The 16,126-nt window shown below is 65.1% G+C and carries 12 protein-coding genes; 7 read left to right on the top strand and 5 right to left on the bottom strand.

Annotation, left to right across the window (positions count from 1 at the left end):
- Nucleotides 1-83: 83 nt before the first annotated feature.
- Nucleotides 84-1,118, bottom strand: a complete 1,035-nt coding sequence (locus tag H6718_12745; protein MCB9586263.1) for a hypothetical protein — start codon at nucleotides 1,116-1,118, stop codon at nucleotides 84-86.
- Nucleotides 1,119-1,183: 65 nt separating this feature from the next.
- Nucleotides 1,184-2,437, bottom strand: coding sequence for a right-handed parallel beta-helix repeat-containing protein (locus H6718_12740; GenBank protein ID MCB9586262.1), 1,254 nt, complete (start codon nucleotides 2,435-2,437; stop codon nucleotides 1,184-1,186).
- A gap of 430 nt (nucleotides 2,438-2,867) precedes the next feature.
- On the opposite strand from H6718_12740, the gene H6718_12735 reads away from it, so the two are divergent.
- The gene (locus H6718_12735; GenBank protein ID MCB9586261.1) at nucleotides 2,868-4,049 is read left to right on the top strand and encodes a metallophosphoesterase; all 1,182 of its coding nucleotides are present in this window, start codon (nucleotides 2,868-2,870) and stop codon (nucleotides 4,047-4,049) included.
- Between the two features lie 86 nt (nucleotides 4,050-4,135).
- Nucleotides 4,136-4,954: a hypothetical protein gene (locus H6718_12730; GenBank protein ID MCB9586260.1), complete on the top strand. Its 819-nt coding sequence runs from the start codon at nucleotides 4,136-4,138 to the stop codon at nucleotides 4,952-4,954.
- A 41-nt stretch (nucleotides 4,955-4,995) separates the two neighbouring features.
- Here the strand turns inward: H6718_12730 and H6718_12725 are convergent, their stop codons facing one another.
- Nucleotides 4,996-6,606 (bottom strand): FAD-dependent oxidoreductase, encoded by a 1,611-nt coding sequence (locus H6718_12725; protein MCB9586259.1) that lies wholly within the window; start codon nucleotides 6,604-6,606, stop codon nucleotides 4,996-4,998.
- Nucleotides 6,607-7,030: 424 nt separating this feature from the next.
- Here H6718_12725 and H6718_12720 point away from each other — a divergent pair, with 424 nt between their 5' ends.
- The 5 genes from H6718_12720 to H6718_12700 all read left to right on the top strand — a co-directional run bounded on the left by H6718_12720 (nucleotide 7,031) and on the right by H6718_12700 (nucleotide 11,203).
- Entirely contained in the window at nucleotides 7,031-7,645 is a 615-nt protein-coding gene (locus H6718_12720) for a sigma-70 family RNA polymerase sigma factor (GenBank protein ID MCB9586258.1), read from the top strand.
- Nucleotides 7,642-8,217: a cupin domain-containing protein gene (locus H6718_12715; GenBank protein MCB9586257.1), complete on the top strand. Its 576-nt coding sequence runs from the start codon at nucleotides 7,642-7,644 to the stop codon at nucleotides 8,215-8,217. The genes H6718_12720 and H6718_12715 overlap by 4 nt, the downstream gene beginning before the upstream one ends.
- 197 nt (nucleotides 8,218-8,414) lie before the next feature.
- Nucleotides 8,415-9,674, top strand: coding sequence for a 2-hydroxychromene-2-carboxylate isomerase (locus tag H6718_12710; protein MCB9586256.1), 1,260 nt, complete (start codon nucleotides 8,415-8,417; stop codon nucleotides 9,672-9,674).
- 155 nt (nucleotides 9,675-9,829) lie between these two features.
- On the top strand, nucleotides 9,830-10,342 hold the full coding sequence (gene tpx, locus H6718_12705) for a thiol peroxidase (protein MCB9586255.1): 513 nt from the start codon (nucleotides 9,830-9,832) through the stop codon (nucleotides 10,340-10,342).
- A 129-nt stretch (nucleotides 10,343-10,471) separates the two neighbouring features.
- Nucleotides 10,472-11,203 carry a pentapeptide repeat-containing protein gene (locus H6718_12700; protein ID MCB9586254.1) on the top strand — a complete coding sequence of 244 codons (732 nt, stop codon included), beginning with the start codon at nucleotides 10,472-10,474 and terminating at the stop codon, nucleotides 11,201-11,203.
- A 6-nt stretch (nucleotides 11,204-11,209) separates the two neighbouring features.
- On the opposite strand, the gene H6718_12695 is transcribed toward H6718_12700, so the two are convergent.
- Entirely contained in the window at nucleotides 11,210-14,680 is a 3,471-nt protein-coding gene (locus tag H6718_12695) for an AAA family ATPase (protein ID MCB9586253.1), read from the bottom strand.
- A complete protein-coding gene (locus H6718_12690; GenBank protein MCB9586252.1) occupies nucleotides 14,680-15,936 on the bottom strand; it encodes a DNA repair exonuclease in 1,257 nt (418 codons plus the stop codon). The genes H6718_12695 and H6718_12690 overlap by 1 nt, the downstream gene beginning before the upstream one ends.
- Nucleotides 15,937-16,126: the final 190 nt, after the last annotated feature.

The following is a 16,126-nucleotide window of genomic DNA, read 5'->3' as shown; positions in this document are numbered from 1 at the left end:
AATAGGCATGGTGGTTAGGCTCCAGATGACGCCGCGCCCAACGGCGCAGCCAAGCGAGATTTCGGGTTGGGGGTGAGGGTCAGCTAGCGCGGGATGCGGAAGTTGTCCAAAGGCACCTCGAGGCCGCTCGGCACACGCGCGGGTCGCGCCTGCTCCCGAGTGCGATCCGTGAGACCTTTGACCAAGAAGTGAGTGATGTCGTCGACTAGATCCTGAGGGACTTCGCTCGGGTCGATGCCGTCGCTGAACGCAAGCTCCGCACGCACTGCGTCCTCCACCGTCGGCGCAGTTCCCGCATGGAAATATGGTTCGGAGTCCCGGAGGTTCCGCAGGGTGGGAACACGGAAGGCACCTCGGTCCGCGTCGTCGCCGGTCACTTCGTAGCGGCCCGCGTCGTCGACGCCATCCGCGTTCGCTTGACCGCGGTTGGCGTACAGCTCGAGCTCGAAGCGGGGTGGCACGTGACAAGTTGCACAGCCATGATCAGCAAACGCCTGCATTCCCCGCTTTGAGCTGTCTGAGAGGGCACCGAGGTCACCCTTCGCGTAGCGGTCGTAAGGAGCCCAGTCGCTCACGAGCACACGCTGAAACGCGGCCAGGGCGCGCGTCACTTGCTCGAAGCCCAAGGGCTCGCCGGGGAACGCCTCGTTGAAGAGCGATGTGTATTCAGCGTTCGCGCGCAATGCGTCGACGACTTCCGCTTCGGTGCTGCCGAGCTCTTCTGCCGCGGTGAGCGGCGCGCTGACTTGCTCCTCTAGCGTTTCCGTGCGGCCATCCCAGAACAGGCGCTCCCTGAAAGCAACGTTCCAGAGCGACATGGAGTTGCGCCGGGTCAAGTTGGGTCCAACGCGACCTGGCCCCACGGCGCCCACGCCGTCCAAGCCGACGCTCACCGCAAGACCATCGCTCATGCCCCAGTGTTCGCTGTGACAGGTCGCGCAGGCGGTCGTTCCGTCCGCGCCGAGCAACGGGTCGTAGAACAGGACCTTACCGAGAGCCGCTTGTTTCGCGTCGGGTGCCTCGTAGGCAGGCCAGCTGCCAGGCGCCCAGGGAAGCGCAGGCGTCTTCGTAGAGTCTTCCTCTCCCCCACCCCCACATGCGCTGAGAAGAGCCGCCACGAGGGCGCCCAAGAGCGGTCCAGCGGACCGGGGCACCCTCGAGAATCGGGAGCGAAGACGCATGACTAAGGCAGCGTGACGGGCTCGAGATCGGGCAGCGTGCACGTGTGAGGCGTGGCGTCGGTTGAGTGGAGGTCCGGGTTGCCGACGCCGTCCAGGCCGCCGAAGTCTCGGAAGGTGGGTAGGTCGGACTCACCCAGGCAGAGCTTGGCTGAACCGGGGCTCCGTTCGGAGCCATCCCACACCACTTCCTCGAGACTGGCGACGCCCAAGGTGGCGAGGATCCCTGCAGGCATACCGCCGATATTCTCGTAGGTGTTGCCGTGGATGTAGATTTCCTCGGGGTAACCATCGGTCTCCGTATCCGTGCTCATCATGCCCGTCACCTCATCCATGGTGGCCTGTCCGACGATGCCAACCGCCGTCGACTTCTGGTCCTTGATCGTGTTGCCAAACACGCGAACCTTGTCGGAGTTCAGCAGGATGATCCCGACTCCCGGAGGCAAGAAGGACACCACGGTGTTCTTGTCGCCAAAGTTACCCCGGTTGTTCTCGTAGATCTGGTTGTCCCGGATGATCGTGAGCGCGCTCTCCTTGCGCTGCAGGTTCGGCAGCAAGGGAATGAAAATGCCGGTGGTGTTGTCGTAGGTCACGTTGTCGTAGATCTCGGCGCCGGTGGTGTTCTCCACCTCGATGCCGATCACGTTTCCGTACGCTGTGTTGCGCCTCAAGATGGCGTTCTCGGATTGACCCAAGTAGATGCCCGCGTCACTCGCGCCGACGACTTCGCAGTCTTCGACGAGCACGTCCTTCGACTTGGTGGGGTACACCGCGTAGGCGCCGTTTTCGGTCTTCGACTCGTCCCAAGTGACCTTGATCTTCCGGAACACGACGCCGGTGGCGCCGCTAACGACGATGCCGTTTCCGCGCGTGTTGCGCACCGAGAAGTTCTCGATGGTGATGTCGTCACCCGTCGCGAGCATCCCGTCGTCGCCCTCGGTCTGCCCAGTGAAGTCGAGGAGCACGTCGTCGGGCGTGTCTCCCACACCACGGATCGTCAAGCCCGGCGTCGCACCCACCGTGATCAAGTTCGTGATGGTGTAGGTGCCCTTCGTCATGCAGACGGTCTGGCCGCTCTTCGCATTCACGAACGCGGTCTGCAGCTTCTCGGTGTCGTTGTCGCTCGGGCTGACCATGATGTTGCAGCCCTCGACGTTGCCTCCCGAGCCGGAGTTGTCGTCGGAGTCACTGCTGCAGCCAGAGACCGCTCCGAGCAACAGGCCGCCGATGCACAACTGAGAGAACAAGCGAAAGGACATACAAAACCTCCTGATGGCGAATCGATCGCCGTGCGCCCTGGTCCAGGGTCGCGTCATCAACCCGAGGCTGCTGATATACCAAACTCGCCCCCGTCGCGCCCTGATTCCAGCGGAAATCGCTGGGTTGACGCGCGATCCGGCGTGGTCGGTCAACGCGCCGGCCGTCCCCATTTTCCATACCGGGAGGATGCGCAAGCAGCGAGGGTGGGAGATGCCGCCCGCATATCCGCGCGGGACCCAGCTATTGCGCAGCGCGCCATTGGGGAGACGCGACTGATCGCTGCACCTCTCCCCCAAAAAAAAGAGCGGATGGCAGCAGAGCCTGCGTTGGGTGTGCACGCGTGCCCCGGCGTAGCCGTCGAGACAAACTTCACACAGCTTCACACGACAGGGGGAGGCGATCGCCCGCTCGCTTGCTTATAAGCAAGCAGTGCCGCGTGCAGTTGGGTTCTTCGTCTTCCTCGCGATCGTCCTGCTCCTCGTGGGCAGTGTTCACTACTGGGTGTACGCCCGCCTGGTGCGGGACCTGCAGTTGCCCCTCGGCTGGCAGCGGGGTCTCGGTGCCCTGGTCGCACTGCTGGGACTCAGCATCCCGCTGACTTTCTATCTATCGCGGACTCTCGACCCGAACGCTGGGCGACCGGTCCTGCTGGTGCTCTACGCCTGGCTCGGAATCGTCTTCTGGCTAGTGGTTCTCCTCTCCGGTGCCGAGCTCGTGCGCGTTGCCGCATGGATTTGGGAGAGCACCCAGGAACAGCTGAATCCGGCGTTCGTCGCCGAACGGCGCACCACACTGGCCCGTGCCCTGGGCGGCGCGGTAGTGTTGCTCGTGGGAGGGTTTACCGTTGCTGGCGCGCGATCGGCGCTCGGCCGGGTGCAGATCAAGCGCGTCGAGATCCCGCTGAAGCGGCTACCGAAGGATCTCGATGGCTTCAGCATCGTCCAGCTGAGTGACGTTCACATCGGGCCAACCATTGGACGCGAGTTCATCGAAGAAATCGTTGCGACCTGCAACTCGCTGGATGCAGACGTGGTCGCCATCACCGGCGATCTGGTGGATGGCCCAGTTTCCAAGCTAGAGCAGGCGGTCGCGCCCTTGGCCGAGCTGAAAGCTCGCCACGGGACGTTCTTCGTCACTGGCAACCACGAATACTACTCAGGCGCGGAGGCTTGGTGTCAGCACCTCGGTAAGCTGGGTCTGCGGGTGCTGCGCAACGAGCATGTGAGCCTGCGCAACGCCGCCGGCACTGCGCTTGATCTAGCGGGAGTGGACGACTTGCAAGGGGGCCGAGTGCCAGGTCATGGAGCAGACCTCGAGGCCGCGCTGAAGGATCGCAATCCGGAACACCCCGTGGTGTTGCTGGCGCACCAGCCGCGGCAGATCACGGAAGCGGCGGAGCGCGGTGTAGACCTCCAGCTCTCCGGACACACCCACGGTGGCCAGCTGTGGCCCTGGCAAATCTTCGTCCGCCTGCAGCAACCCGTGGTCGCAGGCCTGGCTTGGATCCGCGACACGGCAGTGTACGTGAGCTCTGGTACGGGCTACTGGGGACCTCCATTGCGCCTCGGGGCACCGGCTGAAGTGACGCAAATCATCCTGCGCACGGCGTAGAGGGCGCTCTCTGTCGCTCTTCCGCGCAAAAAGTGAGCGGCGAAATGAGCTGCCCAAGGCGGCTCTTCTGGCTATGTTCCGCCGCCGTGAAACTTAGCCTCCTCCTTGATAGCCAGGCGCCGGCCGCCGCGGAGCTCGCCAGCGACGTGCAGAGCCGCCTCGCTGCCGCAGATGACATACTGGGCGACGTTGAGCTCGAGCTGGTGCTGGTCGAGGGCGCAGACTTCGCGGCTCAGCGCGCGGCGCTGAGTGAAGTCACCGGAGAGCGAATCGCTTGGTTGGCCGCGGGTGCGAGCGCGGAAGACCTACTCAAGATCTTGCGGGCGCGCGCAGCGACTCGCGACAACGAAGTGACCGCCGCGCTGCAGGAGCCAAAGCTGAGCGGCGGCGCGCGGATGCGCCGCCTAGCACATCGGGTCCTCTGTCGCCTCGGTGGCCGACGCTCTCCGCCGAATCCCCAGGGAACCAGCTGGGTGTTCGACCGCATTTGGCTCCCCGCGGTGCTCCAGGTACCGGCAGACGCCGACGTCGACGTCCCTCTGCTCTTGGCCGCGCTGCACGTCCGCTGGGAGCGCGAGTGGGGGACCCTGCAAGGCGGCAGCCCGCTGCCGCTAGGCGCGGCGCTCAAGCGTGGTTGGCAGCGCCTGTTGCTGATCGGCGGTGCTCTCGAGCTCGGCTTGCTCATCGCGCTGGGCTTCTATGGGCTGTCTGGCATCCTCGCGATGCTCGGCAGCCAAAGCAGCTGGGCGCTGAAGGGCATTCTTGGCCTGGTGCTCGGCGCAATCACCAGCCTTACATTCGGCGTGTTGCAGCTCTTGGCGCGACGCAAGCTTCGCAGCGCGTTGCGCGTCGCTGCGGACGTGAGAGACGCGCTGATCATGCCGCCCGGCTGGAGCTCGAACTAGCACTGCCAGCCAGGCGCCCACGCTGTGCGGCTGTATCGTCGCTAGCCTCCGCTGAACCCGGCGGAGAGCGCGCCCACGTCAACGCCCAGGCTTTGCGCCACACCGAGCGCGACGCGCATGCCATCGACAGCCGCGCTAACGATACCCCCTGCGTAGCCAGCTCCTTCTCCGCTTGGAAACACGCCGGGCAGACCGACCAGCTGTAGCGTCTCCGCGTCGCGGGGCATGCGCACGGGGCTGCTGGTGCGCGACTCGACGCCGATCAGCTGAGCTTCTTCGCTGACGTAACCTGGCATGTCTCGCCCAAATCGTGCGAGCGCCACCCGCAACGGAGTAGCTAGGTCGAAGCCACTCGAGCGCAGCACCTCGGCCATATCCCCTGCCCTGAGGCCCGGAATGTAGCTGGTATCACCGGCTCGACTCGAGGCACGCCCTTCGGCGAAGTCGCTGACGCGCGTCGCCGGCGCAACGAAACCGCCGCCCCCGGCCGCGAACGCCGCTTGTTCGATCCTGCGTTGAAAGCGCAGCCCAGCCAGAGCGTTTTTCCCCACGGCAACTTCACACGCCAACGCGGCGGCCACATCCGAGACGTCGACCTGGACAACGAGCCCCGAGTTCGCAAAGGGTGAGTCGCGGCGCTTCAAGCTCATGCCATTGACCACGAGACCGCCCGGCTCGGTGCTCGCAGGCACGATGAAGCCTCCAGGGCACATGCAGAACGAGAAAACGCCCCGTCCTTCAACGTTGTGCACGATGCGGTAGGCGGCATTACGCAAGCGCGGGTGATCCGCCGCCTTGCCGTACTGGATGCGGTTGATCAGCGCCTGAGGGTGTTCGATCCGCACTCCCACGGCGAAAGACTTCGGCTCTAAGGGAACCCCTAGCTCCGCCAACATCTCGTACACATCGGCTGCCGAGTGCCCCGTGGCGAGCACCACGCGCTCGCAGCTGAGCTCTTCACCACTGGCCAAGCGGACGCCTCGCACTGCGCCGTCTGGGCCGCGCGCCAGGTCGACCACGCGAGCGCCAAAGCGAAACTGGACGCCAACCTCCTCCAAGCGCTCACGCAAACGCGTGACGACCCTAGGGAGCTTGTTCGATCCGATATGCGGGCGCGCTTCCGTGAGGATATCTTCAGGAGCACCGTGCAACGTCAATAGCTCGAGGACGTCCCGCACGCTGCCGCGCTTGTGACTCCGGGTGTAGAGCTTGCCGTCGCTGTAGGTACCAGCGCCGCCTTCCCCGAAGCAGTAGTTGCTGTCGGCGTCCACGCGGCCGTGGCGGTTCAACGACTTGAGGTCGTGGCGTCTTGGCTGAACCGCCTTCCCGCGCTCGAGTACCGTCGATGCGATGCCCAGGCGAGCGAGCTGATAGGCGCAGAACAGGCCAGCGGGGCCATCACCGACGATCATGACCCGCTCGGGTTGCTGGGCTGCTTGCAAGGGCGCCCCGCCGAGGCCTTCCGATCGAGCGTCACCGTCTCCCACCTCGAACAACCAGCGGTGGCGGATCCGGTGACGCCGCGCATCGAGGGAGCGCTTGAGTAGCCTCAGCTGCGGCAGCTCGCCCGGAGCACACCCGCAGAGCAGCGCGACCTTGCCCAGCAGGCTGGCCTCGTCGTCCGCTTCGTCGAGAGCAACCTCGACCGCAATTTGTGCCCCCGGCTCGAGCTTTGGGCGCGCGGCAGCCCTTGCCCCACGGCGGCGCTTTGCGAGCGATCTTGTGCGCTTGGACGCCACGGGCAGCGACTACCACAGTCCACGGGGAACGCGAGGGCCATCACGCAGCTCCGTCGCCGATCCGAAGCTCGCGCCCCATCGTACTCAGCTCGTGGGAACGACACCCGCCGCGCGCCTGTTTTCGTTGCGTCCTGTGCAGGATTCGCAGCTCGCCGCGCTTTGGATGCACCCAGGCGGTGATTTTACCGAGTGTGATTTTACTGGGCGCGACTTTGCTCCCAGACCGCGATTGAACCGGCCCTGGGCCGCTACCCAGCATTCGCCGGCGGAGCGCCCCGCCATCGCCCCTGCGAGCCGGGTTTCCATCGTCAGGCCGCGCTGCTACGCTCCGCGTCGAGTGAGCCTCGTCCAGTCCAGCCCCAGCCCGAGCGCCGATCTCGAGACCCTCGAGGACGTCGAGCTGATTCAAGCCGCAGCGAATGGTCAGCGGCGCGCGCTGGCGGCGCTCTACGATCGCCACGCACCAACCATGCTGGCGCTGGCGCTGCGGGTGCTCGCTCAACGTCAGGAAGCCGAGGACCTAGTCCACGACGTATTCCTCGAAGCGTGGAAACGCGCTGCGGACTACGACAGCGCGCGGGGTTCAGTGCGCGCGTGGTTGCTCTTGCGCACACGAAGCCGCGCCCTCGATCGCAAGAAGTCGGTCCGCGTGAAGCGCAGCGTCAGCTTGGAGACGGAGTCTCTGCCAGAGGTCGGACAAGCCCAAGCCGACGCAGCCCCAGATCAGCGCTTGCTCCTGCAGGTGCTCGGCGAGCTACCAGCAGAGCAACGCGAGGTCCTGCTGCTCGGCTACTTCGAGGGGCTGAGTTCGAGCGAAATCTCCGCCCACATCGGCATCCCCATCGGCACGGTCAAGAGTCGAGTGGCGGCTGCCCTGAGCAAGCTGCGGGGGGTGCTTCGAGAAGGAGAATCCGCCGTACATCCCATCCGACGCCCCGGAGGTCAGCCATGAAAGAGCTGCTCCCGGACTGGGCTTTGGCGGCGCTGGAGGCGGACGACGCTCTGGACGAAGCAGCGCTCGGTGACGCTCTGGCGACGCTGAGCCGGCTCATCCCCGCGGAAGCGCCCGCGGCGAACCGGCGCGCCGAGCTCTTTGCGGAGCTCGAAGGGCATCAGCGCTACGCGCCATTCACGAGCCGCTTGGCGAAGCTTTTCGATCTGGATGAGCCGGCGGTCGACGCGTTACTCCCTCAGACCGTGGGGCCTGACTGGCAGGCCTTTCCCATCCCGGGCGTGGAGCTACTGCACCTTGATGGCGGCCCCGCGACAGCTGGCGCCGACGTGGGTTTGGTGCGCTTGGCGCCGGGGGCGAGCTTTCCTTTGCATCGGCACTTGGGCCACGAGACGGCGCTGATTCTCGAGGGTGGCTACACGGACTCCGCCGGACGCGGCTACCACGCTGGGGATGTCGCTGAGATGGAAGTGGACACCGAGCACGACTTCACCGCCGGTCCCGAAGGCTGCGTCTTCGCTGTCGTGGTGTTCGGCGTCGAGATCAACGGCGTGCGCCTCGGCGAGCACTGAGGGCGCCACAATCTATGGAACGCAACGACCGCTGAGCGGTGCGTCGGGAACGCTGCAGCCGACGCCTGCACGCGTGCAGTCCCTCGCGGGTTTGGGGGTGAGGTACGCTCGCCCGCAACGAGACTCGCGGCAAGCCGCCGTGCCTCCCGATCATTCGCCCGCTACGTCGAAACCACCGTCGCCCCCCCGGAGGAAACGTGAAACGCCTTGAGTTCTTCTACGACTTCGTCTGCCCCTATGCCTACGTCGCGAGCACGCAGGTGCGCGCCTTGGCAAAGGCTTGCAACGCTGAGCTGGTTTATCGCCCAGTGCTCTTGGGAGGCATTTTCAATCACCTGCGCGGAACGTCGGACAAGGAGTACGCGCCGAACCAGATGAACCCCACCAAGACGCGCATCAACCAGCGAGATCTTGAGCGCTATGCCTCACTCTTCGAGGCGCCGCTGCAGAAGCCGGCGAGTCACCCCCGGCGCACGGTGCTCGCGCTGCGCGCCGCCCTCGCCTCCGGGGCGCTTCCTGAAGCGAGTCACGCGCTCTTCGACGCCTACTGGAGACGCGGCGAAGATCTTGAGGATCCGCGCGTGGTCGAGGCGGCGCTTAGCGCCGCGGGCCTCGATGGCGCCCGAGCGGTCACCTCGGCCCCAGCTCAGAAGCAAGCGCTGATCGATAGCACCCTCGCCGCCTTCGAGGCCGGCGTGTTCGGCGTTCCCACTTTCCGTGTGGATCAGGAGCTGTACTGGGGGCAGGACCGGCTGGATTTCGTCGCCCGGGCACTGGACCCGTCGCGAGACGGCTGGACCGAGCTCGACAAGAGCGCGCGCCCCGTGGCCAGCGAGATCGAGTTCTTCTTCGACTACTCAAGCCCCTTCGCCTACCTCGCGCACACCCAGATCGCGGCCCTCGAAGCGGCCAGCGGCGTGTCGGTGAAGCCCATCCCGTTTCTGCTCGGCGCGCTGTTCAAGGCGGTGGGCACCGGAGACGTACCGCTCTTCACCTTTCCCGAGAGCAAACGCCTCTACGTGGCCAAGGACATCGATCGCTTCGCCAAGCGCTATGACGTTGGGTTCCGCTTCCCTGACGTGTTCCCGCTGCGCAGTGTGGCGCCCCTGCGGCTCTACCTCGCTGCGCAAGCGGAGCTCCCGGGGGCCGACGCACGGCGCCTGAGCGATGCGTTGTTCAGCGCCTATTGGTCACACAACCGCAACATCTCGGAGCCGCAGGTGCTTGCAGAGATCCTCGGCGAGCTGGAGCTCCCTGCAGGACTCTTGGAAGCCGCCTCTTCGGATCAAGCAAAGCAGGCCTTGCGCACCAACACGGACTACGCGGTCGCCACTGGTTTGTGTGGCGCCCCGACATTCAAGGTCGGGGGTGAACTCTTCTGGGGTCAAGACCGCTTGCCGATGGTCGCCCACGCAGCGCGGGTCGGGTTTCCTCCAGCTTCAAGCACGAGCCCTTGACGGCGCGCCCTCACCTCCTCATGGTCCGGTTCCCCGAATGACGTTTGGTTCGCGCCCACGGCGCCCCAAACCGAATCCATCCAGGCGCATGAAGCGCACATCCAGGCGCTCGACCGGGACAAACCTCCCGGAAACGACGCCGTGAAAGAGGAGCAATGGCTGAAACACGCAAGGGCGCGATCACTCTGAAGGGCAACCCACTCGACCTGGTCGGTCCGGAACTCAAGGCCGGTGACAAGGCTCCCGACGACTTCACGCTGATCGGCACCGACATGGCGCCCGTCACGGGCAAGGACCTGTCAGGCAAAGCCAGGATCCTCTGCGCGGTGCCCTCTCTCGACACGCCCGTGTGCGACGTCGAGATGAAGCGCTTCAACGAGGAAGCCGCAAACCTGAACCTCGAGGTCATCGCGGTCAGCGTCGACCTTCCATTCGCTCAGAAGCGCTGGTGCGGTGCGACGGGCAGCGACAAGATCAAGACCCTGAGCGACTGGAAGTTCAAGACGTTTGGCCCCGCCTACGGAGTCGAAGCACCCGGTTTCGGTCTGCTCGCGCGAGCCGTGTTCGTGATTGGTGCCGACGACGTGGTGCGCCACGTGGAGTACGTGCCGGAGATCGGGCAAGAGCCGAACTACGGTGCGGCGCTCGAGGCGGCCAAGGGGCTCTGAGCATCGCAGCCACGAAGCTACCCGCGCGGACTCTCCGTGTGGGTAGCTTCCAAGAGCTCCAGCGCGGGAACGTTCCGTCCGGTGACTCCACGATTCGCCAGACGTCGCAGCCGACGTATCCTGTGAGCCATGGGGAAGAAGCCGAAGGCGACCGAGTTCAAGCAACAGTCGCTCACCGACGCGCACTTTGAGAAGTGTGACCTGAGCCGCGCTCGCCTGGTGAGCTGCGGATTGCCCGAAGTCAGCGTCACCCGCTGTATCGGGCATGGGATGTCGATCACCGACAGCGAGCTCTGCAAGCTGACAGGCAACGACCTGAACCTGGACGACGCGCGCCTCACCGACGTGAGCGCCCAGCGCCTGCAGCTCAAAGACGCGAACCTGAGCGGCTCGACTCTCGACGACATCAACCTCGATCAGCTCAAGCTGACGAACGCGTCCCTCAAAGAGCTGTCCCTCGACGACATCGACCTCGCCTCGTTCAAGCTGAAGAACGCCGCCCTGCGCGCCAGCGAACTAAGCGATATCGACGCCACCGGGATGCAGCTGAACGACGCCGACTTGACCGGAGTGCGGCTCACCGACGTCAACCTCAGCCGCGCCGTGCTCAAGGATGTGGAGGCACCAGGCCTTCAGCTCGTCGATGCCAACTTGAAAGCGGGTAAGCTCGAGAACGTCGAGCTGAGCGGGGTGACATTCACCAACTGCGCGGCACGCGAGGCGCAAGTGTCTGACGTGGATTTCGAACGCGCGCGACTGACCAACGTGAGCCTGAAGCACGTCATCATCGATGACGCGGACATCACCGGTTTGACGATCAACGGCGTGCGCATCGACGAGCTCTTGAAAGCCAAGGACTGACGCCCCTCAAGCAGCACGCCGACGCAGCTCGTGCAGCGTGAAGCGTCCGCCTAGCGCTCCCTCGCAGAGCTCGACGTGGCGCCGGTGGTGCGTGAAAAAGAGCACTTGTGTTCGATCGCCTAGCTCACTGAGTGCCTCGAGGGCCGCGCGAGCTCGCTCCTCGTCGAAGTGCACCAAGATGTCGTCGAGCACAACCGGCAACACCGTGCCCGCGTCGACGTATCGCTCGATGCTCGCGATACGCAGCGCCAGGAACAGCTGATCCCGCGCGCCATCGCTCAAGTCGTCTACGCGCACGCGCTCTTGCTCGCCGCTAGCGCCGCTGGGGATCGCCTCTAGAATCGCGCGATCATCGGCATCAAAGCCGATGCTCAGTTCCCGATAGCGGCCGAGGGTCAGCTTTGGGAACAGCTGGTTTGCCCGCTCGAGTATTGGACCTTGATTTTCCTTACGGTAACGTTCCACCTCTTGCGCGAGGATCAGCTCCGCGAGCTTCACGCGACGATACCGCATTACCTCACGGCGCAACGTCGCGAGCACCTCTTCCTGCTCCTCGCGGCGCGTCGCGGCGGACCCTTTCGATAGTCGCTCGAGACCCGCCCGCTTGCGTTCCAAATCGGAGATCGCGTCGCGGTAGCTCTCGTCGATTTCCCCAAGCTCACTCTCGAGTTCACTGAGCCGCAACGCGATCTCCGCAGACGTGTTCTCACCAACCGCCGCGAGGATCGCCGGCAGATCGTGCCAGGTGCCACTGGCTTCCTCCAAGAGCTCGCGCTGACGCTCCGCGATCGCTCCCTGCAGGCGGTGCTGTTCTGCCGCGCGCCTCTCCGCGACTGGCAGCTCTTTGGGGTCCTCCACACCGGCGACCTGGCACAAGCGAGCTAGCTCTGAAGCGGCCTCCAAGCTGTCCTGCTCGGACGATGCCAGTTCCCGCCCGAGACGCTCAATGCGCTCGGTGAGTTCTGCGCAGCGCTCCGCCTTTGCCTTTTCTACATGGTAACGCCGCTTGAGTTCTGCACCAGCGCGGGCCACGTCCCACTCCAATAGGTCAGGCGCGAAGCGCGCAAGGCGCTCCCTCAGCCATTGCGCGAGCTGGCGAGCGTCGCGCTCCATGCCTTGAATGCGCCCCTCCAGGGAACTGCGCTTGTCTAGCCGTCGCTCCAGCTGAGCTAGCGCCTCGATGCGCGCGTTGACCACACGACTCGGGGTCTCCGGGGGCAGCTTGAAACGCTTCAGCGACTGTTCCCAACGCGCAGCCCACTCGGCGTGCTGTGCCTCGGCCAGCTCTAGGAGGCGTTGGCGCACGGCGCGTCGCTCAGCGAGCTCCGCGAGTCGCTGGGTGTCCGCGCGCAGATCGGCGGCGCCCAGGTTCAGCCGAGTGAGCAGAGCCCTGCCGCGCTTGACGAGTTCCGCGAGCGACGCGTGCGACTTCTGCTCTGCGAATTCGCCGAGGCGCGTCCGCAGCTCCGCGATTCGGCGCTCGAGTCGCGCGTTGAGCCTCTCGACCTCCGAGTTCAGCGTCGCGGCGCGCCGCTCGGCTTGCTGCACCCGCGATAGCGCCGCGAAGCGCTGTGCGACCTGTTCCGGTAGCGTCCCTGCGAATAGCGAGAATTGCTCCACAAAAGTCCCATTCAGCTCGTTCAGGCGCCGCTCGGCCGCCTGGCTTCGCTCCCGCGACTCCACCAGGCGTTCCCGAGCATGTTGCGCACCCAGCCGTAGCTGCACGCCGAGGCTGACGCGCTCAGCATCTGCCAGCAGGCGGTCGACGAAACCATCGACCTCACGGGCACTGCCCTCGAACTCGCGCACAACCGAGGGAGCTGGGAGGCGCGCAGCGCGTAGCTCGTCGTCCACACGCTCCCAAGCGCGCTCCCGGACGCCGCGAACATCCTGGAGTTCCTCTGGGCGCAGCAGCTCGCCAGTGGCCTCGAGCGCCGCAAGCCGCGACGCCATTTCGTCGAGTTCGAGTTCGAGACGCTGGCTCTCGCTCTCGCGGCTGGCCAGATTTTGCGACTCTCTGGCCGTTTCCTCTAGGAATCGTTCCACGCGCTCGGGGTCGGGCAACGCGAGCGGCGCGTCGCTCCTCACCCCGAGTTGCTCGCGGGTATGGCGGTTCTCCGCTGCGAGTCCGCTTGCTTCAACTCGGAGCTCAGCAATTCGTCCTTCGAGGGCGACGTCTTCTGCAGCCACCTCCAGGGCGTGCTCCAAAGCACTCGGCTCAGGTCGCTCGGGAAGTGATGCGATGCGAGCTTTCAGCGTCGAGTACCGTGCATCGAGGTCAGCGAGTTCATCGCGTTGCGCCGTCAGCGTCACCTCGAGGCGGGTTCGGTCTTCGATCAGGGCCGCTAGCTCTGCACGCACCGCCGGGCCTGGTAGCTGGGCGTCGCTCCCACGGTCGAAGGTCAGGTCGAGCCCCCGCATGCTGTGGGTGATCTCCGCCTCGATTGCCTGCAGTTCCCCGCGACGACGCGGCAAGTCAATCACCGCCTTGCGGTGGCTACCTAGAGCGTCATCGAGGTACTCTAGCTCGCTCACGTCGAGCTCGCTGGCGAGGTCGGAAGGTGCCCCAAGGCGCTCAAGCTCTTGCCTCGCGGATACAAGCTCAACGTTGCGGCGCCTGGCTTCGCGCTCACTCGACGCCGCCTGTAGCATCCACCGTTCTCGCTCTTCTTGAAACGTTTGGGGCAGCTCCAGTGCCCCGCCCAGTAGCTCCAGCTCGCGCTGGGCTGCGGAGTGGCGCGCTGCAATGTGACCTAGGCGCTGGAGCTGCTTTAGCCGACTCTCCTCGAGGCGCAGCTGACTCCTGCGGTCGCTCAGCCGCTCCACCTCCGCCTGCTGACGACTCACTTCCTCGCGCTGCATGAGCCAACTCTGGGGTTCTGTGGTGGCCAACCGGAGCTCCGCCTTCGCAGCCTGAAAAGCGGAGACGAGCTGATTGATGGTGCGCTTTCCGCGAGGCAGATAGAGCGACTCCGCTTCGAGCCTCAGTCTGGCGAGGACTTCCCTCACCCCCCCTGAACCGATCCCGGCGGCGTAGAGGCTCTCCCCCAGCTGACCCTCGCCTCGAGCCAGTGCTGCCCCGCCTTCACGCAGCGAAACGTGATCGAGGCCGAAGAGCGCCGCATACACTTCGCCGTCGACGCCCTGCAAGAGCGCCTTCAACTGCTCTTCGGGAACGCTCTCGCCACTTGCATCGAGCAACGTGGCCTTGCGGCCCTTGCGTCGTGTGAAGCGCTGGGCGCCGTCCTTCGTCTCGAGCTCCGCGCTGATCCTCAGGTCCCCCCCTGAGTGCAGGTACACGTCCTGGGACACATGGGGAATGCCGTACAAGAAGCCCTTGATCGCACGCAGCGTGGTGCTCTTGCCGGCTTCGTTGGGTCCGAAAACAACATGGAAGTCGGGCTGTGAGCGGAGAAACTCGAGGTTCTCGCCGGTAAACGAGCCAAATTTTGCGAGTTCGAGGCGACGAAATCGCATCACCCGCGCTCCGCGTCGAAGAGCATTGGGAGCAGGAGTTGCTCGATCGCGGTGAGTTCCTGCGCTGCCGTCTCTGGGTCCGTCAAGTGGAGCGCATCGGGGCCATCCCTCAGTTCCCTCGGGATACGACGTTCGAGCTCTGCTAGCTGCTGACAGAGTTCGCTAAGCTCTGCCGGGTTCTGCCGCAGCGCCTCTAGTGAGTTCGCGAGCTGACCCATCGGGCCGCCCAGAGCACGCAGCTCCGAAAGATCGATGCGCGCACGGGTGGCGATGTCCAGGCGCTCGAGCCAGACATCCCCGACATCATTGGCGACGCGTCGGAACTCCGCCAGCCAGCGATCGGGATCGCTAGCGAGCTGAGCATGCAACCGCGAGCGACCGACGATGGTGATCCGCACGGCAATAGGGCGCGTGATCTCTGCCTGGAGTTCGCTCAGGCGGTCCCCGGCGCTCACCAGGAGTTCCTCCGGGTCCTCCAGATCGCTGGCGTCGAGCTCGAGCTTCTCCCAACGCACGACGCACAGCTCGCGATGCTCGACACTGCGCACGCGCCCCGCCTCGACTTCGATTAGCGTGGCCCCCTTCGGCCCACACTCTCGCATATGGCGCCCCTGAAGGTTGCCGGGGTAGACGATCCACGGCTCCCGATTCACGATCTCGCGGGAGTGGATATGCCCTAGCGCCCAGTAGTCGTATCCGTGGTGAACTAGCGCTTGGGTGCTGCTCGGGGCGTAGTTTGCGTGCCCCGGACGATCGTCCAAGCAAGTGTGCAGCAGCCCAACGTTGAAGAGCCCTGGGACCGGCGCGGGGTATTCCGGGGTGAGATCGCGGCTCACGGCTCGCTCCGCGAAGCCTTGGCCGTGTATCGCGACTCCCAACTCCTCGAAGACAAGGCTGCCGGGAGTGCCCGTCGGGAGCTCCTTGACGTGCTCGGGCAGCACGAGCTGCTTGGTGAGTACGCTCTGTGCGTCATGGTTGCCTCGCAACAGCACGACGCGCATTGGGAGGGCGGCTTGCGCGAGTCGTCCCAGCTCCGTCAGGAAGAACAACCCCGTTCCGTAGTCCTTCCAGTCGCCGTCGAAGAGATCGCCCGCGAGCAGCAGCAGACGCGCCTGCTCTTCCAAGCACAAATCAATCAGCCTGGAAAAGGCCTTGCGCGTCGCCCCGCGGAGGACGTCCACGGGAGCGCCCTCGTAGCGCTCGAGCCCCAGCATCGGGCTGTCCAGGTGGATGTCCGCAGCGTGAACGATCTTCATGAAGCAGCCGCCACTCGCTCCTACCACGAGGCTGCGTCACCTACATGCCTAATGCTGACGCCAACAAACGAACGCTGGGCGCCTCAAGCTGGGCGCCTCGAGCTGGGCACCTCGAACCGTCCTGCGATTCATGAGCCACGTAGCCAAACTACCCCGCACCAGCTTGACGACTCGTCGTCCGTCGTGGACG

Source organism: Polyangiaceae bacterium, assembly GCA_020633205.1.
Lineage (GTDB): Bacteria > Myxococcota_A > Polyangia > Polyangiales > Polyangiaceae > JAHBVY01.
The sequence above is the reverse complement of the archived record's forward strand: the minus strand, read 5'-3'. Positions and strand labels throughout refer to the sequence as shown.